Annotated in this window: 20 protein-coding genes; 10 read left to right on the top strand and 10 right to left on the bottom strand. The window is 68.6% G+C overall.

Annotated features, from left to right (window positions below; all coding sequences use genetic code 11):
• Nucleotides 1-100 precede the first annotated feature (100 nt).
• The 7 genes from hisG to BKH28_RS03625 all read right to left on the bottom strand — a co-directional run bounded on the left by hisG (nt 101) and on the right by BKH28_RS03625 (nt 7,295).
• Nucleotides 101-946, bottom strand: a complete 846-nt coding sequence (gene hisG, locus BKH28_RS03595) for an ATP phosphoribosyltransferase (RefSeq protein ID WP_075417525.1) — start codon at nt 944-946, stop codon at nt 101-103.
• 55 nt (nt 947-1,001) lie between these two features.
• The gene (locus BKH28_RS03600) at nt 1,002-1,265 is read right to left on the bottom strand and encodes a phosphoribosyl-ATP diphosphatase (protein WP_009232973.1); all 264 of its coding nucleotides are present in this window, start codon (nt 1,263-1,265) and stop codon (nt 1,002-1,004) included.
• A gap of 176 nt (nt 1,266-1,441) precedes the next feature.
• Nucleotides 1,442-3,091 carry a hypothetical protein gene (locus BKH28_RS03605; protein ID WP_075417526.1) on the bottom strand — a complete coding sequence of 550 codons (1,650 nt, stop codon included), beginning with the start codon at nt 3,089-3,091 and terminating at the stop codon, nt 1,442-1,444.
• Nucleotides 3,088-3,891 (bottom strand): ABC transporter ATP-binding protein, encoded by an 804-nt coding sequence (locus tag BKH28_RS03610; RefSeq protein WP_075417527.1) that lies wholly within the window; start codon nt 3,889-3,891, stop codon nt 3,088-3,090. Before BKH28_RS03610 ends, BKH28_RS03605 begins: the two co-directional genes overlap by 4 nt.
• Before the next feature lie 98 nt (nt 3,892-3,989).
• Nucleotides 3,990-4,745 (bottom strand): response regulator, encoded by a 756-nt coding sequence (locus BKH28_RS03615; protein ID WP_075417528.1) that lies wholly within the window; start codon nt 4,743-4,745, stop codon nt 3,990-3,992.
• Nucleotides 4,742-6,130 (bottom strand): sensor histidine kinase, encoded by a 1,389-nt coding sequence (locus tag BKH28_RS03620; RefSeq protein WP_075417529.1) that lies wholly within the window; start codon nt 6,128-6,130, stop codon nt 4,742-4,744. Before BKH28_RS03620 ends, BKH28_RS03615 begins: the two co-directional genes overlap by 4 nt.
• Nucleotides 6,123-7,295 carry a DUF3866 family protein gene (locus tag BKH28_RS03625; protein ID WP_075417530.1) on the bottom strand — a complete coding sequence of 391 codons (1,173 nt, stop codon included), beginning with the start codon at nt 7,293-7,295 and terminating at the stop codon, nt 6,123-6,125. Before BKH28_RS03625 ends, BKH28_RS03620 begins: the two co-directional genes overlap by 8 nt.
• A 68-nt stretch (nt 7,296-7,363) precedes the next feature.
• Here BKH28_RS03625 and BKH28_RS03630 point away from each other — a divergent pair, with 68 nt between their 5' ends.
• From BKH28_RS03630 to BKH28_RS03670, 9 genes are all read left to right on the top strand, one after another.
• Complete coding sequence (locus BKH28_RS03630) at nt 7,364-8,401, top strand: helix-turn-helix transcriptional regulator (protein ID WP_256695463.1); 1,038 nt, start codon at nt 7,364-7,366, stop codon at nt 8,399-8,401.
• A gap of 2 nt (nt 8,402-8,403) precedes the next feature.
• Nucleotides 8,404-9,420 carry a helix-turn-helix transcriptional regulator gene (locus tag BKH28_RS03635; protein ID WP_075417531.1) on the top strand — a complete coding sequence of 339 codons (1,017 nt, stop codon included), beginning with the start codon at nt 8,404-8,406 and terminating at the stop codon, nt 9,418-9,420.
• Between the two features lie 111 nt (nt 9,421-9,531).
• Nucleotides 9,532-9,792, top strand: a complete 261-nt coding sequence (gene tatA, locus BKH28_RS03640; RefSeq protein WP_075376835.1) for a Sec-independent protein translocase subunit TatA — start codon at nt 9,532-9,534, stop codon at nt 9,790-9,792.
• A gap of 45 nt (nt 9,793-9,837) precedes the next feature.
• On the top strand, nt 9,838-10,659 hold the full coding sequence (tatC, locus tag BKH28_RS03645; protein ID WP_075376836.1) for a twin-arginine translocase subunit TatC: 822 nt from the start codon (nt 9,838-9,840) through the stop codon (nt 10,657-10,659).
• A 50-nt stretch (nt 10,660-10,709) separates the two neighbouring features.
• Nucleotides 10,710-11,681 (top strand): diacylglycerol/lipid kinase family protein, encoded by a 972-nt coding sequence (locus BKH28_RS03650; protein WP_075417532.1) that lies wholly within the window; start codon nt 10,710-10,712, stop codon nt 11,679-11,681.
• Between the two features lie 22 nt (nt 11,682-11,703).
• A complete protein-coding gene (locus tag BKH28_RS03655) occupies nt 11,704-14,691 on the top strand; it encodes a DEAD/DEAH box helicase (RefSeq protein WP_075417533.1) in 2,988 nt (995 codons plus the stop codon).
• Between the two features lie 58 nt (nt 14,692-14,749).
• Complete coding sequence (locus BKH28_RS03660) at nt 14,750-15,667, top strand: DUF808 domain-containing protein (RefSeq protein WP_075417534.1); 918 nt, start codon at nt 14,750-14,752, stop codon at nt 15,665-15,667.
• 119 nt (nt 15,668-15,786) lie between these two features.
• Nucleotides 15,787-17,343 (top strand): apolipoprotein N-acyltransferase, encoded by a 1,557-nt coding sequence (gene lnt, locus BKH28_RS03665; protein WP_256695475.1) that lies wholly within the window; start codon nt 15,787-15,789, stop codon nt 17,341-17,343.
• A gap of 35 nt (nt 17,344-17,378) precedes the next feature.
• Nucleotides 17,379-18,218 carry a polyprenol monophosphomannose synthase gene (locus BKH28_RS03670; protein ID WP_075417535.1) on the top strand — a complete coding sequence of 280 codons (840 nt, stop codon included), beginning with the start codon at nt 17,379-17,381 and terminating at the stop codon, nt 18,216-18,218.
• 7 nt (nt 18,219-18,225) lie between these two features.
• On the opposite strand, the gene BKH28_RS03675 is transcribed toward BKH28_RS03670, so the two are convergent.
• Nucleotides 18,226-18,585, bottom strand: coding sequence for an RNA polymerase-binding protein RbpA (locus tag BKH28_RS03675; RefSeq protein WP_034493112.1), 360 nt, complete (start codon nt 18,583-18,585; stop codon nt 18,226-18,228).
• Between the two features lie 281 nt (nt 18,586-18,866).
• Here BKH28_RS03675 and BKH28_RS03680 point away from each other — a divergent pair, with 281 nt between their 5' ends.
• Nucleotides 18,867-19,988, top strand: a complete 1,122-nt coding sequence (locus tag BKH28_RS03680) for a 6-phosphofructokinase (protein WP_075417634.1) — start codon at nt 18,867-18,869, stop codon at nt 19,986-19,988.
• Between the two features lie 33 nt (nt 19,989-20,021).
• Here BKH28_RS03680 and BKH28_RS03685 read toward each other — a convergent pair whose 3' ends face one another.
• A complete protein-coding gene (locus BKH28_RS03685; RefSeq protein ID WP_075417536.1) occupies nt 20,022-21,314 on the bottom strand; it encodes a GNAT family N-acetyltransferase in 1,293 nt (430 codons plus the stop codon).
• Nucleotides 21,298-22,721: ATP-binding cassette domain-containing protein (locus tag BKH28_RS13725; RefSeq protein WP_256695464.1), on the bottom strand; the 1,424-nt coding region annotated here is incomplete at its 5' end. The genes BKH28_RS13725 and BKH28_RS03685, both read right to left, overlap by 17 nt.

The following is a 22,721-nucleotide window of genomic DNA, read 5'->3' on the forward strand; positions in this document are numbered from 1 at the left end:
TGGTGAGAGATTCACCGCCGGACTCGTCCCAGCGCTGGGCGCCTGCACGGTTTTGCTGGTAGCGGCCACAGCACTTGTCATTGCCATGCCTCGCGGCTATCTACAGCCGGCAGGCCAGCAGTGAGGAGACGAGGATGGCGCGCGCCCCGACCTCGTAGAGCTCGTCCATGACCCGGTTCATGTCCGCCCGTGGGACCATGGCGCGCACCGCCACCCAGTCGGGATTCTGCAGCGGGGAGACGGTGGGGGACTCGATGCCGGGAGTGAGTGCCGCTGCCAGGTGCAGCTTGTTCATGGGGATGTCGTAGTCCACGAGCACGTAGGCACGGGCGCGCAGCACCCCCTCCAGACGCCGCACGAGCGTGGCCAGACCGGGCTCTCCGCGGAACTGCTCGGTGGTGATGAGTACGGCCTCGCTGACGAGTATCGGGTCCCCGAAGGTCTCCAGTCCGGCCGCCCGCAGCGTTGTGCCGGTCTCGACGACGTCTGCGATGAGGTCGGCCACGCCCAGCTGGACGGAGGACTCCACGGCACCGTCGAGGTGAACGGTCTGGGCCTCCACGCCCCGGGAGGCCAGGTAGCTGCGCACCAGGACGTCGTAGGAGGTGGCCACACGGCGCCCGGCGACGTCGGCCAGGGAGCTCATCGTGCCCTTGGGGGCGGCGAAGCGGAAGGTGGAGCGGGCGAAGCCCAGGGGCAGGTGCTCGACGGCGTCGACCCCGGAGTCCAGGAGCAGGTCGCGGCCGGTGATGCCGGCGTGCACGGTGCCCTGACCGACGTAGACGGCGATGTCGCGCGGACGCAGGAAGAACAGCTCGACGTCGTTGGCCTCGTCGACGAGCACGAGCTCACGGCCCGTGCGGCGGGTGCGGTAGCCCGCCTCGGAGAGCATGGTGATGGCGGGATCGGACAGGGATCCCTTGTTCGGGACGGCGATACGCAGCACGGCGGTTCCTGATCTGTGGTGGGGGAGTCGGGTAGGAGGCATGGGGCCTCGGGACCTACAGGTAGCGGTAGACGTCCTGGAGGCTGTAGCCCTTTGCGACCATCATGACCTGGGCGTGGTAGAGCAGCTGGCTGATCTCCTCACATGCGGCCTCGTCGGACTCGTGCTCGCAGGCCATCCAGGCCTCGGCGGCCTCCTCGACAAGCTTCTTGCCGATGAAGTGGACCCCGCGGTCCAGCTCCTCCACCGTCCCGGAGCCCTCAGGGCGGGTGGCCGCCTTGTGCTGCAGCTCGCTGAAAAGGTCCTCAAAGGTCTTCATGGGCCTAGGCTATCGGAAAGCCGGTGGGCCACTGACCGACCGTTGGCCTATGACCTGGGTGAGACCCGAGCAGCCCCTCGGTGCTCACCACCGTCGCCACGGGTGGAATCATCCGTCCGAGAACGGTGCGCCGACCCGAGGCGACGGTAGGACTTGACCGGCTGCCCCGGATCGGCTCACTCCCGGGTGGCGGCGCGCCTGGCTCCCAGGACCGCTGCCCCCATCGCCACCGAGCCGATGAGCAGGCTCAGGAGGCCGATCTCCAGCCAGCGTTCGGGGAACTGGTGGGCGACAGCCATCCAGCCCCAGGGTGCCAGGCGCCACAGCCAGGTGGCCGCCATAACGTCGTTGCCGCCGATGAGCAGCCCCATGATGACCAGGATGACGTTGAGGACGATCGCCACGACGATCCGGGTGCTCAGAGCCACCGCCAGGCTGACGGCCGCGATCATGAAGGCCACGGCCGGCATCACGAGGAGCCCGTAGACCGGGCCGGTCACCGCCGGCAGGTTCGGGTCCGTGCGGGTCAGAGTGTCGCCGACGACGGTCACGATCCAGGAGACGACCAGGACCGGGATGAGGAAGAGGGCGCTGAGGACCGCGGCTGAGGTCAGGATCCCACAGGATCCCTGGCGAGTGATGAGGGTGCGCCAGGCGGGCTGGAGGCGTCCCCACACGGTGATGCCGACGAGGGCCGCGGCAACCGGCACTCCCATGAGCTCGAGGAAGCTCTGCCCGTACCCGGGTGGATACACGGTGTGGAGGACACCCAGAAAGGCGAGCAGCAAGGTCGCCAGGACCACCCACACGATCCAGGGCAGGACGCCGGCCATCGCCAGGACGGCGCTTCGCGGCCCGGGAATACGGGCCATGCGGGTGGCAGGCGCAGCACGGAGCTGCGGGGTACTCCGGGGCAGCGACGTCGGAGCCTCCACCGGGGCCTGCTCCGAGACATTCTCCGGCTGAGCGTCGGTGGCCTGTCCGCCGGGAAGCAGGCGTCTGAGCCCGACGACGAACCACGCCGAGGACTCAATACCCCCAGATGTGCCGCCAAGAACGGCCAGGCCGGTACCGGCCAGGGTCAGGGCGGCCGTCAGCAGGAACCCGGGCAGGAGCGGGTAGCCCCACACCGGCGAGTCCGCCTCGAGCAGCACGCTGCTGCCGTGAACCCCCAGCAGGGGCAATGGGACCCTGGCCGTCCAGGCCCACGGGAGCATCCACCAGTCGCTCCGCTCGGCCTGGACCACGCCCATCACGGACCAGACGAAGCCCAGGACAGGCGCGATCCCGACGGCGATGACTCGCAGCACGCGGAAGGCTGCCATGCCCCAGGCGCAGGCCCCGGTGACGACGATCCACATGTAGGTGGCGAACAGCAGGTACCGGTCCCAAGGACCCCAGCCGCTGCCGACGATGAGGGCGTGAACCACCACCGGGGCGACCAGCGCCACCTGGCAGGCCAGCGCGGACAGGCTCAGGACCACGATGCGGGCACCCGCCACCCGGCGCGGCGCGACGGCGCGCCACGCCGTCCCACCCTGACGCCACCGCTGCTCACGCCACTGAGCCATCGCCCCGGTCAGCAGCCCCAGAGGCACAGCGAAGCCCCCGGCATACATATGCATCCACGCCAGAGCATTGCCGTTCCACTGGAGCTCCGCGACCACACCTGAGGAGATCGAGGCGTTCGCCAGGATGATGGTGTGAACGGTGAAGATGAGAGTCGCCCCGATCACGCCCCAGGTGAAGGTGCGCCGACTGCGGGTGACCTCGGCGCGCACCAGGTCCCACAGGCTCACGTACGCGGCGGTGCCGGAGGCGCTCATGCCTGCGCCTCCACCTCAGTGCGGCGCCCACCAGCAGTGACGGCGGCCAGGAAGGCCGCCTCCATGGCCCGTTCGTCGTCGGCGTCGGCGAAGTCGGCCAGCGGACCCTCGTAGACGAGGCGCCCGGTTGCCAGAACCCCGATGTCGTCACTCATGCGGGCGATCTCCCCGAGCTGGTGGCTGGAGACAACGACAGTGCGTCCCTCGTCAGCCAGGTTCCGCACGAGATCGCGCAGCTCGATGATGCCCTGAGGATCCAGTCCGTTCTGGGGCTCATCGAGGATGAGGACCTCCGGATCGGCCAGAAGCGCCATGGCCAGGGACAGGCGTACCTTCATACCCGTGGAGAAGGAGCCGGCGCGCTTCCTACCGATCCCGGCCAGCCCCACACGCTCCAGGAGCGGGGTGATCGTCGCCGGGGAGGTGCCGGTCAGGCGGCAGTGGACGAGCAGATTGCGTCGCGCGGACAGCTGGGGGAAAAGGGCGGGGCCGTTAATGGATGCCCCCACCCGGGCCAGGCTGTGACGGGAGAACGGAGCGCCCTGGATCTCCACACGGCCGGCGTCGGGCTCGAGCAGTCCCAGAGCGATGTTGAAGGCGGTCGACTTACCGGCGCCGTTGAGGCCGAGCAACCCGTAGACACGGCCGGGATAGGCCGACAGGTCGAGGCCGTTGAGCACCTGCTGGCGACCGAAGGACTTCGAGACCCCGGCGAGCCTCAACCCGGCGGCGAGGTCGGTGGCGCGGGCGGGGGAGAAGAGAGGTGATGCCGTAGTGGTGGCTGTGTGGGGAGATGTCATGGCCCTATGCTCGTGCGCACTGGTACCTCGGCGGATCCCCACCAGGGATACAGCCCGTGCCCGCCACCGCGGCCCCGTCTCCTCCCTGGGGAGGAGGACTACCGCGGCTGGACGAGCCCGGTGGTCAGCGCATAGATGACGAGCTCGACCCGGTTGCGGCAGCCGGTCTTGCCCAGGATCGTCTTGACATGAGACTTGACCGTCGACTCGGCAACATGGAGCCGCTCACCGATCCGGGCGTTGCTCAGCCCCTGGCACACCAGGGCGAGCACGGCGTCCTCCCGACCGGTGAGAGCCTCGTAAGGTCCCGACGGCGCCCCCACAACGGGCACGGCCCCATCAGTCGGTGCCGACGGGGAGGCCGACGACGGCGGGGCACCAGGTCCGGTACCTGCGTCAAGGTGCGCCAGAACGGTTCCGGTGACGGCCGGATCCAGCCAGGACCCTCTGCCGGCGACGACACGGATCGCCTCCAGCAGGGTCGCCGGCTCGGCGTCCTTGAGGAGGAAGCCGTGGGCGCCTGCACCCAGCGAGGCCAGGACGAGGTCGTCATCATCGAAGGTGGTCAGGACCAGGACCCGCAACGAGGCAGTGGCCGGTGCGGCACGCAGCTCGCGAATGGCACTGACCCCGTCCAGGACCGGCATCCGCAGATCCATGAGCACAAGGTCGGCCCCTCCGTGGGGACCGGTGGCTCGAGCGGTCAAACCCTCGACGGCCTGACGCCCGTTGACGGCCTCCAGAACCACCTCCATGTCGGGCTGTGCGGCCACGAGAGCGCTGAAGGCACTGACCAGCAGCGGCTGATCGTCGACAACAGCCACCCTGATCGCACCGGTCGTACTGAGTGTCATCTGGACTCTCCTGATCCTGTCTCGCCGGCCGTCGTGGCGCTCGCGGGCAGCTCGAGCGGTGCCACGGGGAAGTCGACGTCGATGGTGAAGACTCTGCGGTCCTCGCCGTTGTGGACGCCGTGGGTCATGGTTCCGCCTACGAGCCTGAGCCGCTCCTCGAGGCCGACGAGCCCGCTGCCGCCGAAGGGGGAGTGCTCTGCGACGTTGGGCACCGGGTTTGCGACGTGAAGGTGGCAGGACTCCTGTGACAGTGTCAGGCTCAGCTCGATCTGGCCGGTTCCGTGCCTGACGGCGTTGGTGAGAGTCTCTCCCACGAGCCGCACGAGGGTAAGACGCTGTATCGCCGACCACGCCGAGTTGCAGCGGTCCAGGACCTCCGGTTCCGGAAGCGCGGCGCTGATCCGGCTGCCTGAGCTGCGGGTGGTCGCGATAAGGGCCGGGATGGTCCGTAGGTCCGCCAAGGGAGTGATCTCGCCGGCGTCGGAGCGCAGGACGGAGACGAGCTGGCGCACGGAGGCCAGGGAGGCATCAGCCGTGTCGCGCACCGTGGTCAGGGTGCTGCGCAGCCGTTCCTCACCGCCCAGGGCGAGTCCGGTGGCGGCCTGCACCTTGATCGTGGTGAGGCTGTGCCCCACGAGGTCGTGGAGCTCTCGGGCCAGGCTGAGGCGCTCGGCCGCAACCGCCTGGGCCGCTGCGATGCCGACGTCGAGGGCCTGGTTCTCGGCGATCCGGCGCCGGGAGGAGGCCAGCAGGTAGGTGAGTACCACGGCACCGACGAAGACCAGGCTGGTGAGCGTGCGGGCGACCAGGATGGCTTCGTTCCAGCCGCCGCTTGTCGTCTGGTCGCCACCTGATTCATAGGGCCGGATGTAAGAGGCCAAGGTGACGGGGTTGACCAGGGCGCCGGCCAGAGCCAGCAGGAGTGCCGCCGTGCCCCAGCGCCGGTCGGGCTCCCAGCGGGTGATGGTGTAGAGACTGGTGATGGCCGTGGCGATGATCGGGTTGAGGCCGAGGTTGACGGGGGAGAGGGCCACGAGGACCGCATAGGCCGCGAGCAGGGCGTAGGTCGCGATGAAGGAGGCACGCAGGAAGCGAAGCCTGCCGAACTGCGTCAGCGCCAGCGCCAGGCACAGGGCGAAGTCCGCAACATAGACGGCGTAGCCGCCGTAGCGCAGGATGAAGGTGACCGACTCCAGAGCGAAGGCGAGGAAGACGGTCCCCAGGGCGAGATCCACGACCGGGATCGAGTAGTGTGCCCAGCGACCTCCTCGTCCCGGCACCGTGCGGTGACGGGCCTGCCAGTCGTAGGCCGCTGACAGACTCGCTGTCGTCGGCAGCACCGCGCTGCGGGCCGTCGCGCCCGGTTGGCCGTCTCGATCAGCCATGTGCCGTTCCTTCGTCAAGGATCTGGCGCGCGTGGCGACCGGCCGCCGCTGCGGCGATGAAGGCGGCTGCATCCTCATCCAAACCTCGTCGCATGGTGGACAGCCTGACCCCGGTCTGCGCCTCCGCCTCCCGCAGCAGCTCCAGGAGCCCGTCAGCGGGGACCTCAACGAGTCGGTGCTGCCCGGCGCCCGGCCGGGGCGCGCACAAGGCCTCGGCCTCCTGACGCACCTGTGCCCCCAGTGGCCCCTCCAGGTCGGGGACGACGATGTCGGCCCCCGCCAGTGCGACTCGTCCGTAAGCCGTCATCGAGTGGTGGGACACGCCCCGGTGGCGGGCGCGGGCATCGGCCTGGGAAACACGCAGGCAGGCCACCGGGCGCCCACCCAGCGTGGCGATGGCGTTGACCGCGTCCCCGCAGGCCACGCCGGAGAAGCCCCAGGGCGTCTCCGTGCCCAGATTCCCGGGCCCCTGGATGACGACGGCGGCGTCGGCGCGCAGGACGTGCCGGGCTGCCAGGAGCGCGTTGTGGATGCTGACCGCCTCAATGTCACCGCCCCAGGCCTGCCCGGCCGTGATGGTCCCGGTCAGCCACCCGGCCTGGCTCAGGGCGGCAACGACACGTGAGTAGGCCAGGGGCAGGGCCCCGCCGTCGGTCATGATGTAGGCGACTCGTGGCTGCTCCTGGCTGTCGGGGGAGCGCAGCCCGGCGAGCACCGCCGGCAGGCTCGAGTGCAGGTCGGCCACCACCACCGGCATCCGCTCCAGATGGAGGCTGCCGATCGGCTGGGACAGCAGGCCGTGGTGGGCCGTGCCCTGCTCGTCAACGCCGGTGACCATCACCTGGTCCGGCATGTAGCGGGCCTTGACGAGGTGCCCCTCGCGCGGAGGATCGGGGGGCAGGACGTCGAGGCGAGAGCTGACCATGGCGTGCCCGCCCGTGCCCAGGGCGCGGTCGAGGGCTGAGACCTCCAGCCTCACCCGCTCGGCGGCGCCGGGCAGCCCGGTGAGGGCCTCGTAGGCGACCGCGCGGATCCGCTGGCCGGGCAGCAGGCCGTCCGCACCATTCGGGGCTCCGACGATCTCCACGTCCAGCTCGGCGCAGGATCGCCCCGCGGGTCCCCATGCCGTCCTGGTCCCGGTCACTACGCCATCGCGCCACATCATGGCGGCAGACTATCCGGGCGCGCGCGTCACCAGCCGCAGGCCACCGGATTCTCCTAGGCTGGGGCACCGTGAGCCAGCCGACCCGTAGCACCGAGGAGCGCCTGGTGAGCCTTCTGCTCACCTTGCGCAACACCACCACCGGTCTCAGTGCCGAGGAGCTCGTGGCCAGTGTGCCGGGATACGGCTTAGCGGACCCCTCCACCAATCCGCTCTCGGCTCGCCGCAAGTTCGAGCGGGACAAGGACACGCTGCGCGAGCTCGGTATCGAGGTGACCACCACAGGACGCTCCGAGGAGCCCCGGTACCGGATCGTCGAGGAGGACTACACCCTGCCCGCGCTGCATCTGAGCGCCGAGCAGGCCGCCTGTCTGAGCCTGGCGGCCTCCGCCTGGCGCGACGGTGGTCTTCCCGCCACGGCCAGGAGGGCCCTGACCAAGCTGCGCGCCGTGAGCGAGGGGCCGACCGGGGGCAGCTCCACCGGCCTACCGGTTCTCACTGCGGACCTGTCCGGTGAGGAGATTCCCGAGGAGCTCATCACCGCGGTCGACGAGCGCCGCCTGGTCACCTTCGACTACGTCTCCGCCCGCTCGGGCAGCACCCGGGCCCGGACCGTCGAGCCGCATCACCTGCGCCTGGCTGAGGGCGCCTGGTACCTCGACGCCGTCGAACCCGCCGGTCCCCACAGTCTGAACGACAGCAAGACACCAGAGGAACCGGCAGGAACCGCCGGCAGGCTGCTTACCTTCCGCCTGGCCCGTATCACCGGGACAGTCACCGTCCATGAGCGCCCCGGAGCCTTCACCCGGCTTCCCACCAAGGCACCCAGCCGCCGGCGCGCGCTGCTCGCCGCCCTGCCAGGGCGGGCCCTGGGACTGCGTCTGGCAGGGGCCCACCTCGACCCGGCTCAGGACCCACCGGCAGACCTGCCCACGCACCTGGAGGGCCGCGATCTCATCGCCGTGGAGTATGAGGATTCCTTCTCCTTCGCCGGGACCGTGGCCGCTCTTGGCGACGCAGTCGTCGTCCTCGCCCCCGACTCCTTGCGCCGGGCGGTCCTGTCCCACCTGCGAGGCGCGGCCGGACTGACGGCACCGGAGGGGGAGTGACGATGGCGCGCGCATCCGCCTCCGACCAGCTCACGCGACTGCTCGCCCTGCCCGCCTGGGTCGCGGACCACCCCGGCGTGACCGTCACCGAGGCCGCCGAGCACTTCGGCGTGCCCCCGGCCGTCATTGAGCGCGACGTCAACACGCTGTGGGTCTCCGGATTGCCCGGCGGCATGCACGGGGACCTCGTGGACTTCGACGCCTCGGACTTCGAGGCCGGGCGCCTGCGCCTGTCCGAACCACTGGGACTGGACCGCCCGGTTCGCCTCACCCGGCAGGAAGCGATCTCTCTGCTCATGGCGCTCAGGGTGCTCGCCGACCTCCTGGCCGACGACGAAGCCTCCGCACCCGTGATCGCCTCCACCCAGCAGGCGGTGACCGCCCTGCTCACCTCAGGCGCCTCCGACGACGACTCCGACGCACACGTCGATCCGGGATCCGTCACCTCCACCGGCCCGGGCCTGGAGCACGCCGGCCGCACGAGGAATATGCCCCGAGTTCTTGCCGCTGTGCGCTCCGCTCTGCGGGACAGGCGCCGTCTCCACCTGGTCTATGTCTCCGCCACTGACACCCCCTCGGAGCGAGACGTCGATCCCATCACACTGGAAAGTGATGGATCACATATGAGGCTGGTGGGCTGGTGCCTCAGCGCGAAGGCCGAGCGCAGCTTCCGCCTGGACCGGATCACATCGATCACAGTGCTCGACACCCCTTCCGTGCGGCATCGCGCCTCACGTAGAACGAAGCAGACTGCGGCCGATCACTCCGCGGGGGACAGACCTCGCGCCACGCTGGTCCTGCATCCGACGGGCCGCTGGCTGGCGGAGCAGATCCCGTGCGTCTTCCAGGAGGAGACCGCAGACGGCAGCCTCAGGGTTGTCGTTGAGGGACGCGACCGCGCCTGGCTCATCGGCCTGGTTCTCTCAGCGGGTCGTCATCTTGTGACGGTGGAGCCCCCGGATCTCGCCCAGGAGGCCGCCGCAGCAGCCAAACAGGCTCTGGCCTCATATAACTGCTGAGCCCTGCCCCGTCCGCCTTGGGGAGAACCGCCAGGGCCGCCGTTCTGAGGCGCCGGCCCGGGAGGCTACACTCAGCCCGTATCGATAGCCCCTACCACAAGGAGCAGCGCCGTGAACCTCTTTAAGCCGTCGCACATCATCTTCCTGCTCATCGTCGTCATTCTGCTGTTCGGCTACAGGAAGCTGCCTGACATCGCCCGCAGCGTGGGCCAGTCCATGAAGGTCTTCAAGAAGGAGGTCAAGGAGCTGCGCGACGACGACTCCAAGGACTCCCAGGCTCAGATCCAGCAGCCGCAGGAGGGCACCTACTACACCGAGCCCACCCAGGACGGTCAGACCGCTCAGAGCGCCGAGGGTTCATCCCAGAAATGATGTCATCCGGCGAGAGCCGGTGACCCGCAGACGAAGGAGGCCGCGGTGCCCAAGCTCCCTCAGATCAAGCGATCGAGGCGCAGGGACAACCCTGAGGCGCGCATGTCCATCGGGGACCACCTGCGCGAGCTGCGCCAGCGTCTCTTCGTCTCCGCAGTAGGCGTCATGGTGATGACGGTCGTGGGCTATATGCTCTACGAACGCGCCTTCGCCCTCATCACCCGCCCCATTGAGCAGGCCAATGCCAAGGGCGCGAATCTCACCCTGAACTTCGACACGATCCTGGCCTCCTTCGACATGAAGCTCGAGGTGTCGATCTGGCTGGGCGTCCTGCTGTCCTCACCTTTGTGGATGTACGAGTTCTGGGCCTTCGTGGGACCGGGAATGACCCGTAAAGAGAAGGCCTACACCTGGGCCTATGGCGCAGCCGGTCTGTTTCTGTTCCTGGCCGGTGCGGCTCTGGGGATCTGGGTGATGCCTCATGCGGTTTCCATCCTCACCAGCTTCATCCCTGACGGCCCCACTGCCGGAGTGATCGGGGCAAACCTCTATCTCTCCTTCGTCATGAGGCTGGTCCTCGTCTTCGGCATCGCCTTCCTCCTGCCCGAGCTGCTCGTCGCCCTCAATATGCTTGGGCTCATGCAGGGAAAGACCATGCTCAAAGGGTGGCGCTGGGCCATTGTGGGCATCGTCACCTTCATGGCGATTGCCAACCCGCTGCCGGATCCCTGGTCCATGGTCTTCATGTCCGTACCCATCGCCGGCCTGTACTTCCTGGCCTGCTTCATCTCCATCACGCATGACAAACGGGTGGAGAGGAAACGCGCTGAGCTCGACGCCGAGCTCGAGGCCGCCCTGGCCGAGTAGCCGGGACTATCAACCGGTTCCTGCCTGACTTATCACACCTGTTCCTTTTGATGCGTATCGCTCTGCTGTCCAACCCCTCCTCGGGCCGAGGACGTCATGCGGCCGACGACGACGTCGCCCGCCGGCTCCTGACCGAAGCAGGCCATGAGGTCCTCCACGTCCGTGGCAGCTCCTACGAGCAGGCGCGTCGCGCGGGGCGGGCCCTCCTGGGCGACGGGCCGCACCGGAACGTCGAGGCACTGGTCGTCGTCGGCGGTGACGGCATGGTCCACCTGGGGGTGGACATCGTGGCCACGACGGGCGTGCCTCTGGGCATCGTGGCCACCGGCACCGGTAACGACATCGCCCGGCACTTCGGTCTGCCCAGCCGGGATGCGGCGGCCTCAGCCCGCCTCATCAACCGGGCGCTGTCCGGCGAGGGGGCAATCACGGCGGTGGACGCGATCTACGCCTCCCGCCCCGATGGCTCCTTGCTGGCCCCGCAGCGTCGCTGGTCACTGGCCGTGGTCAGCGCCGGGGTGGACGCCGCCGTCAACGCCCGCGCCAACACCCTTTCCTGGCCGGCCCGCGAGGGACGCTACGTGCGCGCCTTCACGGCCGAACTCGCAACGCTGGCGCCCTACGGATACCGGGTCACCACCGACGAGAGCACCTGGGAGGGGCCGGCGCTCCTGCTGGCGGTGGCCAACACCCGTTACGTCGGCGGTGGCATGGACCTGGCACCCCAGGCGGACCCCGCCGATGGCCTGCTGGAGGTGCTGCGCCTGGACCCCGTGGGCCGCGCCCACCTACTCACCCTCTTCCGCCGGCTCTTCCGCGGCACGCACCTGACTGACCCGGCCGTCCACGTGGAGCGCAGCCGCAGCGTCACCATTGAGGCGCTCGCTGAGAGAACCGGCCGCGACTGGGGGATGCGTCCGCCTCCTCATCCCTTCGCAGACGGAGAACCATTGGCCGAGCTGCCCCTGCGCCTCAAGGCGGTCCCCGACGCCGTCCGGCTGCTCCTACCGGCTCAGGGTTGATCCAGCCCGTAGGGTTGTTGCCATGAGCTCACCAGCAGAGCGCTATGCCGCATCTCGACGTCGACAGGCCGCCTCCAGCAGTGAGCTCGCCCGGTTCGCCCAGGGCTACGACTTCCCCCTCGACGCCTTCCAGGAGGAGGCCTGCGGCGCCGTCGAGAGGGGAGAGGGCGTCCTGGTTGCCGCCCCGACGGGCGCGGGCAAGACCGTGGTGGGGGAGTTCGCGGTCCACCTGGGCCTGGTCCGGGGGCTCAAGACCTTCTACACCGCCCCCATCAAGGCACTGAGCAACCAGAAGTACCTGGACCTCGTGGCCCGGCACGGTCAGGAGCGGGTGGGGCTGCTGACCGGTGACACCTCCGTCAACCCCCATGCGGACGTGGTGGTCATGACCACCGAGGTGCTGCGCAACATGCTCTACTCGGGCTCGCATGACCTGGATCGGCTGGGATTCGTGGTCATGGACGAGGTCCACTACCTGGCCGACCGCTTCCGCGGGCCGGTGTGGGAGGAGGTCATCATCCACCTGCCCGCCGAGGTCCAGGTGATCTCCCTGTCCGCCACGGTCTCCAACGCCGAGGAGTTCGGCGACTGGCTCGGCCAGGTGCGCGGCAGGACTGCCGTGGTCGTCTCAGAGGAGCGTCCCGTCCCGCTGACTCAACACATGATGGTCGGTCGCCGGCTGCTGCCGTTGTACTCCCACCCCGCGGATCCGGCTGAGCCCAAGACAGCCACCGACACGGCTGCTGCCACGGTGGATTCGGAGCGGGCAGAACAGCCAGAGCAGTCCGAGCAGAAGGAGCGGACGGGGCAGCCTCCGCTCAACCCCGAGCTGCTCAAGGCCGTCAAGCAGGCCCGGCGTGCCGCCGCCTCCGGAGGCGGCTCCAAGAACGGCCACCACGGACGCGGTGGCGGTTCCGCCCGGGGGCCGCAGCCCTGGAAGCGCTCCGCACGAGGCGGACGGGCACCTCGCCGCGGCGAGGGGGGAGCCCGCACGGCCAGGTTGAAGCCGCCCTCACGACTGCAGGTCGTGACGGCCTTGGAGGGGGCGCGCCTTCTGCCCGCGATCGTCTTCGTCTTCTCCCGAGCAGGTTGCGAGCAGGCCGTCCACCAGGTGGTGAGCGCCGGGGTGGACCTGACCACCGAGGCCGAGGCGGCCCGGATCCGTGACGTCATCGAGCGGCGCACCGCCGACATCCCCGCCGGCGACCTGGGGGTCCTCGGCTTCCACTTCTGGGCCCACGCCCTGGAGCGTGGTGTTGCGGCCCATCATGCGGGACTGCTGCCGGTGTTCAAGGAGACGGTGGAGGAGCTCTTCAGCGCGGGTCTGGTCAAGGTCGTCTACGCCACCGAGACCCTGGCACTGGGGATCAACATGCCCGCCCGCACCGTAGTCCTGGAGTCACTGCGCAAGTGGAACGGCTCGGCCCATGTCACCCTCAGCCCGGGGGAGTACACCCAGCTGACGGGACGGGCCGGGCGCCGCGGCATCGACATCGAGGGTCACGCCGTCGTGCTGGCGGCTGACGACGTCGAGCCGGCCACGGTCTCCTCACTGGCCTCCCGACGCACCTACCCGCTGGTCTCCGCTTTCCGACCGACCTACAACATGGCCGTCAACCTGCTCGAGCGCATGCCCCGGACGCGGGTGCGTGAGGTGCTCGAGCAGTCCTTCGCCCAGTTCCAGGCCGACCGCGGCGTCGTCGAGCTGGCCGCTCAGGCCCGCCGCAAGCGCCACAGCCTGGAGGGCCTGGAGAAGGACATGACCTGTCGCCTGGGTGACTTCCGCGAGTACGCCTCCCTGCGCCAGGCCATCGCCGACGCCGAGGCGGACCTGTCGCGGGACAAGGCCGCGGCGCGCCGCAGCGAGACGGGACGGACCATGAGCTCACTGGGACGCGGTGACGTCGTCGTCTTCCGCAAGGGACGACGCCGTCGCCACGGCATCGTCCTGGAGGTCGGTGCCGACCGGACCGGGACCCCCACCATCACGGTGCTGGGGGAGGACTCGCGAGTGGCCAGCCTGACCCCGGACACAGCGCCGGACGGAGTCATGCGTGTGGGCGCGCTGCGGGTGGCGGACTCGGTGGACCCGCACCGGCCCCGGGATCGGGACCGGCTCGTTCAGCGTCTGGTCGACGCGCTGCGCTCAGGGGACCTGGAAGGGGGCACGAAGCGCACACGCACCCGCTCCAGCCGCGCACAGGCCCGCCGAGACAACGCGATCGAGAACCTCGAGCGCCTGCGCCACGAGATGCGCTCCCACCCCTGCCACGGGTGCCCCGACCGGGAGGAGCACGCGCGGGTGGGCCGCAAGTGGTCGCGGGCCAAGGCCGACGCCGAACGCCTCCAGCGACGCATCGAGACCCGCACCGGCACCATCGCCCGCCTCTTCGACGCCGTCTGCCAGGTGCTGCTCGAGCTGGGCTATCTGCGCCCGGTGGACCGGGGGCACCCGGAGCGCGAGCTGCGAGTCACGGGTGCCGGCAAGGTGCTGGCCCGGATCTATGCTGAGCGGGACCTGCTCATCGCCGAGTGCCTGCGCACGGGAGTCTTCGAGGACCTCAGCGCCTCAGAGCTGGCCGGGGCGCTGAGCGCCTGCGTCTACGAGCCACGACTGAGCGCCCAGTCGATCGGGCTGCCAGTGGCGCCCGGGTCGAGGCTCGGCCAGTGCCTGCGCGCACAGCTGGGGGTCTCCCACCGGATCCACGACCTGGAGTCCCTTGCCCGCATCGAGGCATCCTCGGGAGCAGAGCCGGCGTTGGCCGGGTCCGTCCAGGCCTGGTGCGATGGCGCGCAGCTGGCGGACATCCTGGATGCCACTGAGCTGACGGCCGGAGACTTCGTGCGCTGGTGCAAGCAGCTGCTCGACGTCATCGGCCAGATCGCGAGCCTCTCACCACCACCGGACGCAAGCCCCGAGCAGGCCAGAGCGGTCACCAGCCTGTCGATGCGCGCTGCCGAGGCGTCCCTGGATCTCAATAGGGGAGTGGTGAGCTGGTCCGCCGTGTGACGCTGCGGCTAGTACTCTCGTTCCAGCCGATACTCCGGACGACAGGACTCATACCCCAATGTCAGGCTTCTTCGCCCTCCTCGACGACATCGCCACGCTCGCCAAGCTGACGCTGTCCACCGTTGACGACACGGCCTCCATGGCCGTCAAGACCTCCGCGAAGGTGTCGGCGGCTGCCGTCGACGACGTCGCCACCACGCCCCAGTACGTCACCGGTATCACCCCGGATTGTGAGCTGCCGATCATCAAGAGGATCACGCTGGGCTCGCTGCGCAACAAGCTCCTCATCATCCTGCCGATCGGCCTGCTGCTGACAGCCGTGGCACCGTGGCTCCTGCCGGTGGCACTCATCATCGGCGGCGCCTACCTGTGCTTCGAGGGTGGGGAGAAGATCCTGGAGCGCTTCGGCGGCGTTGCCCACGCCATGGAGAAAACCGGCCCGGTCGACGAGGCCCAGATCATCCGTCAGGCCATCACGACGGACTTCGTCCTGTCCACCGAGATCATGCTGCTGGCCCTGGCCGAGGTCGAGGGGGAGTCCTCCATGCGGCGCATCATCGTCCTGGTCCTCATCGCCCTGCTCATCACCTTCGCCGTCTACGGCCTGGTGGCGGCCCTCATCAAGCTCGACGACGCCGGGGCGCACCTGGCCGGGCAGGGCCGTACCGGCATCATCCGGTCCTTCGGGCGTGCGATCGTGACCTTGGCGCCGGCGCTCTTCCGCGGCATCGGGATCGTCGGGACCGTGGCGATGCTGTGGGTCGGCGGACACATCCTGGCGACCAACCTCGCCAAGGTTGGCTTCCACCCCCTGCACCACGCCATTGAGTGGGCCGAGGAGCTCACCCACAACCCGGTCCTGTCCTGGATCACCGGAACAGCCATGTCCTGCCTCATCGGCGCAGTCATCGGCACCCTGCTGGCCCTGGCCTGGCAGCCCGTGCACCACGCTGTGGCCCGCCGTCACAAAGGTTAACCATCAAACTTACCCGTATGCTTCACCGCGTGACAGAGCCTTCCCGGTTGCCCTCCTGGCTGCGTACCCGGCTGCTTTCTCAGTCTCCCCGCCGGCTTCGCCGATCAGCGCCCGCAGCGGTGGCGCTGCTGGCGGGCCTGGCCACCTACGCCGCCTTCCCCCCGGTGAACCTGTGGTGGTCGGCCCTCATCGGGGTCGGAGCATTCATGCTCCTCATCCGCGGCCGCGGCTTCTGGGCGGGCACCGGTCTGGGACTGCTCTACGGCTTCGGCCTGTTCACGCCTCTGCTGCACTTCACGATGGTGGGTATGGGCAACCCGATCGGCTGGATCGCGCTGACGCTCTTCGAGTCGCTCTACCTGGCTGGACTCGGCGGGGCCTGGTCCCTGGTGAGTCGCCTGCCGCTGCTCCAGGGAGCTGCCCCCCGAGGGCGGTTCACGCGGCGTGTGCCGGCCGGTGCAGCCAGCGTGCTCTTCTTCGCTGTGCTGTGGTCCGGGGTCGAGGAGCTGCGCTCAGTGTGGCCGCTGGGTGGTTTCCCCTTCGGGCGCCTGGCCTTCGCCATGTCTGATGCCCCCATCCTGCCGGCCGCCGCCTATGTCGGCAGCGCCGGGGTGGGGCTGCTGGTATCACTGGCCGCGGCATGCATCGCTCACGCGGCTCGATCCGTCTATGAGCGCCGTGCCCTGCCGGTCCTCCTCAGCGCAGCACTCGCAGCGGCTCTGCTCGTTGCGCCGCGGACGCTGCCACTGGATACGCGAGCCGAGAACGGCACCGTCCGTGTCGGAGCCGTCCAGGGCAACGTGGCCACCGACTTCGAGGACGCCTTCAACCGGGCCCTGGAGGTGACCGGCAACCACGCTGAGGCCACGAGGAAGCTGGCCGCCGACGTCGGCCCCGGTAGTCTCGATATGGTCGTCTGGCCGGAGAACTCCGCGGACCTCGACCCGCGCGACTACCCGGCCTCTGCGGCCATCGTTGATGAGGCCGCCCAAGCGGTCCGGGCTCCGGTTCTCGTGGGCGCGGTTCCTTTCGTCGACGACATCCGCTACAACGACGTCCTCATCTGGAATCCCGGCGACGTCTCCGGGAACACATCTCATTCCTACTACCGCAAGCACCGCCCCGTGCCCTTCGCGGAGTACATCCCCTCCCGTTCTCTGGTACGGCGCCTGACCACCCAGGTCGACCGGGTCGGTATCGATATGCTGCCCGGCACCGGTCCCAGCACGCTGACGGTTCCGGCCATCACCCAGGGCCGAGACGTCACCTTCGCCATGGGCATCTGCTTTGAGGTCGCCTATGACGACGCCCTGCGCACCGGCGTCAAACAGGGCGGGCAGGCGATCATCATCCCGACGAACAACGCCTCCTTCCTCGACTCAGGCGAGGCCGCCCAGCAGCTCGCCCAGGGGCGCGTCCAGGCCGTGGTCCATGGACGCAGTGTCATCCAGGCCTCCACCGTCGGTTACACCGCGATCATCAACCCCCGCGGTGAAGTCGAGCAGGTCACCCAGCCATACACTCAGGCGAGTCTCGTGGCCGACGTCGCGCTGCGCAGCTCCCAGACTGTTGCCGACCGGCTCGGTGCCGCCCCCGGCATCATCCTCCTCGTCGGTGCAGGCGCGCTGGTCGGAGCCGGTATCCTGAGCCAAGTGCGCCCAAGGCGCAGCCACTAGCCTCGACGCCACGCTACTCAACCATGGAGAGAGAAGTGAAGACACTCGTCGTCATCCCCACCTACAACGAGATCGAGTCCCTGCCCGTGGCACTGGACCGGGTCCGCGAGCACGCTCCCGAGGCGGACATTCTCGTCGTCGACGACGGTTCCCCCGACGGTACCGGTGACTACGCCGATACCCGCGCGGACGAGGACTCCCACGTCCATGTCCTGCACCGCTCGGAGAAGAACGGGCTGGGTCCGGCTTACCTCGCCGGGTTCTCCTGGGCACTGGCCGCCGGCTATGAGCTCATCGTGGAGATGGATGCCGACGGCTCCCACCGCGCCGAGGACCTGGCCTTGCTCATTCAACGCGCCGAGATGGCCGACGAGCCGGACCTCGTCATCGGCTCACGGTGGGTCTCCGGCGGCGCCACCGAGGGCTGGGACGCCAAGCGCGTGGCCCTGTCCAAGGCCGGGAACCTCTACATCAACGCCATGCTGGGTCTGCGCGTCAAGGACGCCACCGCGGGCTTCCGGGTCTTCCGTGCCTCGATCCTGCGCCGCATGGACCTCGGTAAGGTCGAGGCCCTCGGTTACGGGTTCCAGGTCAATATGACCAAGCTGGTTGACGAGATCGGCGGCCGCATCGTGGAGATGCCTATCACCTTCCTGGAGCGGGAGGCCGGCCAGTCCAAGCTCTCCGGGGGAATCTTCACCGAGGAGCTGTCCCTTGTGACCCGTTGGGGAGTGGCCAAGCGCTCCAGCCAGCTGCTCGATGCGGCCAAGGTCGCCGGTAGCAGGCTTCGCGCCGCCCGCGACAAGCGCCGTCGGGCTGCTGCTGGCTACCAGCAGCAGCGCCCGTCGGCCTCATCCCGTCAGAAGCGCTCCTAGCGGGCCTTCAGCCGCTGACCCGCTCGCGGTAGACCTCGCCACTGCGCAGTGCCTCGAGGCGCTCATTGAGGAGAACCTCGAGCTCATCGACCTTGCGGCGCTCCAGGAGCATGTCCCAGTGGGTGCGCGGGGTCTTCTTGGGCTCGTCGGGCTCGGGCTCGTCCTCACCGCGTCGGGCGGCGATCTGGCCGCACTCGGGGCACTCCCAGGTGGGAGGCACCTCGGCCTCGGTGGACATCGGGATCCTGGTGACGTGCGCCATCGGGCACTCGTAGCTGACGATCATCCGCTCAGCGAACTCGACGCCGTCCTCCGACTCCATCGACTTCGCACCGATGGTCATGCCTCGCAGTGCGCGGTCTGCCATGCTTCTGGTCTCCTTGTGGCTCGTCTCTCGTGGTGTCCCGGTCCTCTGGCGGAGCGTACGGCTCACGCACAGCCTCAAGGGCACCGGTGCGTCAACACCGAAGGAGGGCACAGTGTTCCCACCGGGTTCCTCCGGTCTCGACGCGATCAGGGTAATGATGATACCGGTTGGCGTCTAACGCGACGTCGTCGGTCCGGATCGGCGACGTCGCTGCGGTCGACATCGCCGGAACAGACGTCTACGCCCTGTACGGGACGCCAGGGAACGGCATACTTGGCTCCATGGCTCAGCGCATCGGCATTCTCACGGCGGGCGGCGACGCCCCGGGACTCAACGCGGCGATCCGAGGCTTTGGAAAGGCGGCGATCCAGCAGCACGGCTGGGAGCTCATCGGTTTCCGGGACGGCATGCGAGGCCTGGCCGAGAACCGCTTCACCGAGCTCGACTCAGCTGCCCTGTCCGGGATCCTCACCACGGGTGGAACCATGCTGGGGACCAGCCGGGACAAGGTGCATCGCATGATGATCGACGGCGAGCCCCGTGACATGGTGCCCACCATTGTGGAGAACTGCGAGAAGGACGGGATTGACGCCCTCGTCTGCCTCGGTGGGGGCGGGACCGCGAAGAACGCCAAACGCCTTATGGACGCGGGTCTCAACGTCATCCACCTGCCCAAGACCATTGACAACGACATCGTTCACACCGACTCCTCCTTCGGCTTCGCCACGGCCCTGGAGATCGCCACGGAGGCCGTGGACCGGTTGCACTCGACGGCGCACTCCCACCACCGCATCATCCTCACCGAGATCATGGGGCACCGGGCCGGCTGGTTGGCCCTGGGCGCCGGCATCGCGGGCGGGGCGGACGTCATTCTACTGCCCGAGATTCCGTACTCGGTGGACGCGATCGCGGACAAGATCGAGCGACGCCGCTCCCACGGGTCGTCCTTCTCAGTGGTGGCCGTGGCTGAGGGGGCACTGTCGGTGACGGATCACGCCGAGCTGGAGCACGCCCGCGCCCTGGTCAAGGACGCCTCCAGTCCTGAGCGCAAGGCGATGGCCAAGCGGGGCGTCAAACGCCTGGAGGCATCCCACCGCGCCAACACCTTCAGCCTGGCCGAGCAGCTGGAGAACCTGACGGGGCTGGAGGCGCGCGTGTCCATCCTGGGATACGTCCAGCGCGGCGGTTCGCCCTGCGGCGCGGATCGTCTTCTGGGCACGCGTCTGGGTGTGGCCGGAGCCAACGCGATCGCCGAGGGCCGCTACGGTGTCATGGTGGCTGACCGCGGTCATGGCACGGAGCTGGTGCCGCTCAAGGACGTGGCCGGCCACACCAAGTTCGTTCCGGCCGATCACGAGTGGATCCAGGCCGCTCGCGCCGTGGGGACCGCGCTGGGGGACTGAGGACCCCGGCCCTGAGCGGAGGAGAGTCGGGCCTCAGCGGAGGAGGAGCGGTCCGGGAGTCCAGGCGATCTCTCCAGCTCCCACACCGGTGGGGGCGTCACCGGAGACGATGACGTCGGCACGCTGCCATGGACGGTCCTTGGCGAAGAAGAGGCGCTCACCGGCCATCCACCAGTGCCAGAAACGCACCGACTCCTCGGCGTCGCCGTTGACGCCCTCAGCGATGTCCCGCTTGATGCCGCGGCGCTCGGCCACGTCGTCTCCGGTCTGAACCCACACGTGCGCGTCAATGAGGTTGCTGACCGCGCGCAGACCGGCTCCGGTCCCCTCGACGACGACCAGGGGAGAGTCGGCCGGGACGCGGATGGAGCCCTCGCGGCCGTGCTCCCGCCACTTGTCCGGGACGAGGTCGAGGCAGCCGGTCTCGTGCAGCCGGGTCAGGGTGTCGACGTACAGCTGATCCCAGTCGTAGAGCGGCTCGTTCCAGATGAGGTCGTCAAGGTGGAAGGCCTGCGCGCCGGGGACGGCCGCGGTCAGCACCGTGGTGAGCGTTGTCTTGCCGGATCCGCCTCGTCCGTCGACGGCGATGATCGCCGGCCGTCCCTCCGGGGCTCCGACAAGGCTCAGCAGATGCGCAACGACCTCATCGGTACCGCTGACCTGCCACTGAGTGACGGCGGGTTCTTCGGGCTGCAGCTCGACGGACTGGTCACCCTTGACCCATCGGAGACTGTCGCTGTCGGCGGGGTTGTTCTGCTTGCCGCACATGGTGGGTCCTTTCAGGCAACGGCTCATGAGGGTCAGGTCGAGGATCTGACCATGCTTCTCGCCGGCCTGCGGGACAGTGCCGACAGTGGTGAAACCATAGCGCTCGTGCAGGTGCGCCGAAGTCGCGTTACTCGCCTCGATCAGGGCGATCATAGTGCGGTCCCCGGCCTGCCGTGAGGCCTCGATGAGGGCGGCGAGGAGCCTGGCACCAAGCCCTTTGCCTTGAGCCGTCGGGCTGAGGTAGATCGAGTCCTCGACTGTGCGGGCGTAGCCCTCGTAGGAGTGCCAGGGACCGGCCACCGCAAACCCGACGACGTCATGCGGCTTGCCACTGACGTGAGCAACGAGAGCCGTTCCTCGCTGCACCATGGGGGCCAGCCAGGTCTCGGCCCTGGCAGGGTCCTGCTCGATGCTGGTCCAGATGGCCAGGGACTCCCGCACGGCGGCGTTGCGGATCTGGCGGATAACGGGGGAGTCCTCCATGGTCGCCGGGCGGATCTGGTAGGTCTGTACCGCATCGGCGTGTCCATAGCCCTTAGTCTCACTCGGGGGCGTCATCGTTCCCCTCCTCGACGTACCGGGCGAGGTATCGCCCCGTCAGAGTCGTTCGCTCCGCCACCATCCGCGTCGGCGTTCCGGTGAACACGACGTGACCGCCGTCGTGGCCGGCTCCGGGGCCGAGGTCGATGATCCAGTCTGCGTGCGCCATCACGGCCTGATGGTGCTCGATCACGACAACGCTGCGACCGCAGTCCACAAGGTGGTCCAGGAGTGCGAGCATGGCCTCGATGTCGGCCGGGTGCAGTCCGACGGTCGGCTCATCGAGAACGATGATACGGCCTTCCTGGCTCAGGTGGACGGCAAGTTTGAGCCGCTGGCGCTCGCCACCGGACAAGGTGGTCAGCGCCTGGCCGAGGTGGAGGTAGCCGAGGCCCACGTCCTTCAGCCGTGACAGGATCCTGGTCGCAGCGGGAAGGCGAGCCTCACCCTGGGAGAAGAAGGTCAGTGCCTCGTCGGCACTCATGTCCAAGACATCGGCGATGCTGCGTCCGCAGAGGCGGTAGGCGAGCACCTCGTCCTTGAAACGGCGCCCCTCACAGGCCACGCAACGGGACTCCACGGTCTCCATGAAACCCAGCTGTGTCTCAATGATGCCCGTTCCGCCGCACACCGGGCAGGCTCCTTCTGAGTTGGCCGAGAAGTGCGCGGGTTTCGCACCCTTGTCATTATTCGCCTTGGCAAAGGCCTTGCGAACGGGGTCGAGCAGTCCGGTGTAGGTGGCGGCATTCGATCGCCGTGAGCCCTTGATCGGTGTCTGATCGATCGTCACCACGCCGTCCATGGGGGAGAGATGGCCGTGAATGAGGCTCGATTTCCCGGATCCGGCCACTCCTGTGATGACAGTAAGAACTCCGACGGGAATATCAACGTCGACGTCACGAAGATTGTTCGTCTTGGCGTGACGAATTCTCATCATGTCCGTGGGGGAGCGGTGACTGCTCTTGAGCCGCACCCGGTCGGCCATGTGGCGTCCAGTGAGAGTGTCGGAGCGGTGCAGCTGCTCGACCGTTCCCTCGAGGCAGATTCGACCTCCTCGGCTTCCTGCTCCCGGCCCCAGATCCACCACGTGATCTGCGATCGAGATCGTCTCGGGCTTGTGCTCGATGACGAGCACGGTGTTTCCTTTGTCCCGCAGTGACAGCAGCAGCTCGTTCATTTGGTGGAGGTCGTGCGGGTGCAGGCCGATACTGGGCTCATCGAAGATGTAGGTGACGTCGGTGAGAGCCGAGCTCAGGTGGCGCACGAGCTTGGTGCGCTGGGCCTCACCGCCCGAGAGCGTCGAGGCCGGGCGGTCCAGTGACAGATAGCCCAGCCCGATGAGCACGAAGGCGTCCAGCATTTCCTTCAGGTTCTCCAGCAGGGGAGCAGCACCGGTCAGAATTCCCTGAAGACGAGTAACCCACT

The organism is Actinomyces oris (assembly GCF_001937665.1).
GTDB classification, from domain to species: Bacteria; Actinomycetota; Actinomycetes; order Actinomycetales; family Actinomycetaceae; genus Actinomyces; species Actinomyces stomatis.

Coding starts and splice junctions, on each gene's coding strand:
- BKH28_RS03600 (WP_009232973.1), bottom strand. CDS start 1,265: ATGAAGACCTTTGAGGACCTTTTCAGCGAGCTGCAGCACAAGGCGGCC.
- BKH28_RS03605 (WP_075417526.1), bottom strand. CDS start 3,091: ATGAGCGCCTCCGGCACCGCCGCGTACGTGAGCCTGTGGGACCTGGTG.
- BKH28_RS03610 (WP_075417527.1), bottom strand. CDS start 3,891: ATGACATCTCCCCACACAGCCACCACTACGGCATCACCTCTCTTCTCC.
- BKH28_RS03615 (WP_075417528.1), bottom strand. CDS start 4,745: ATGACACTCAGTACGACCGGTGCGATCAGGGTGGCTGTTGTCGACGAT.
- BKH28_RS03620 (WP_075417529.1), bottom strand. CDS start 6,130: ATGGCTGATCGAGACGGCCAACCGGGCGCGACGGCCCGCAGCGCGGTG.
- BKH28_RS03625 (WP_075417530.1), bottom strand. CDS start 7,295: ATGATGTGGCGCGATGGCGTAGTGACCGGGACCAGGACGGCATGGGGA.
- BKH28_RS03635 (WP_075417531.1), top strand. CDS start 8,404: ATGGCGCGCGCATCCGCCTCCGACCAGCTCACGCGACTGCTCGCCCTG.
- BKH28_RS03650 (WP_075417532.1), top strand. CDS start 10,710: ATGCGTATCGCTCTGCTGTCCAACCCCTCCTCGGGCCGAGGACGTCAT.
- BKH28_RS03655 (WP_075417533.1), top strand. CDS start 11,704: ATGAGCTCACCAGCAGAGCGCTATGCCGCATCTCGACGTCGACAGGCC.
- BKH28_RS03660 (WP_075417534.1), top strand. CDS start 14,750: ATGTCAGGCTTCTTCGCCCTCCTCGACGACATCGCCACGCTCGCCAAG.
- BKH28_RS03675 (WP_034493112.1), bottom strand. CDS start 18,585: ATGGCAGACCGCGCACTGCGAGGCATGACCATCGGTGCGAAGTCGATG.
- BKH28_RS03680 (WP_075417634.1), top strand. CDS start 18,867: ATGGCTCAGCGCATCGGCATTCTCACGGCGGGCGGCGACGCCCCGGGA.
- BKH28_RS03685 (WP_075417536.1), bottom strand. CDS start 21,314: ATGACGCCCCCGAGTGAGACTAAGGGCTATGGACACGCCGATGCGGTA.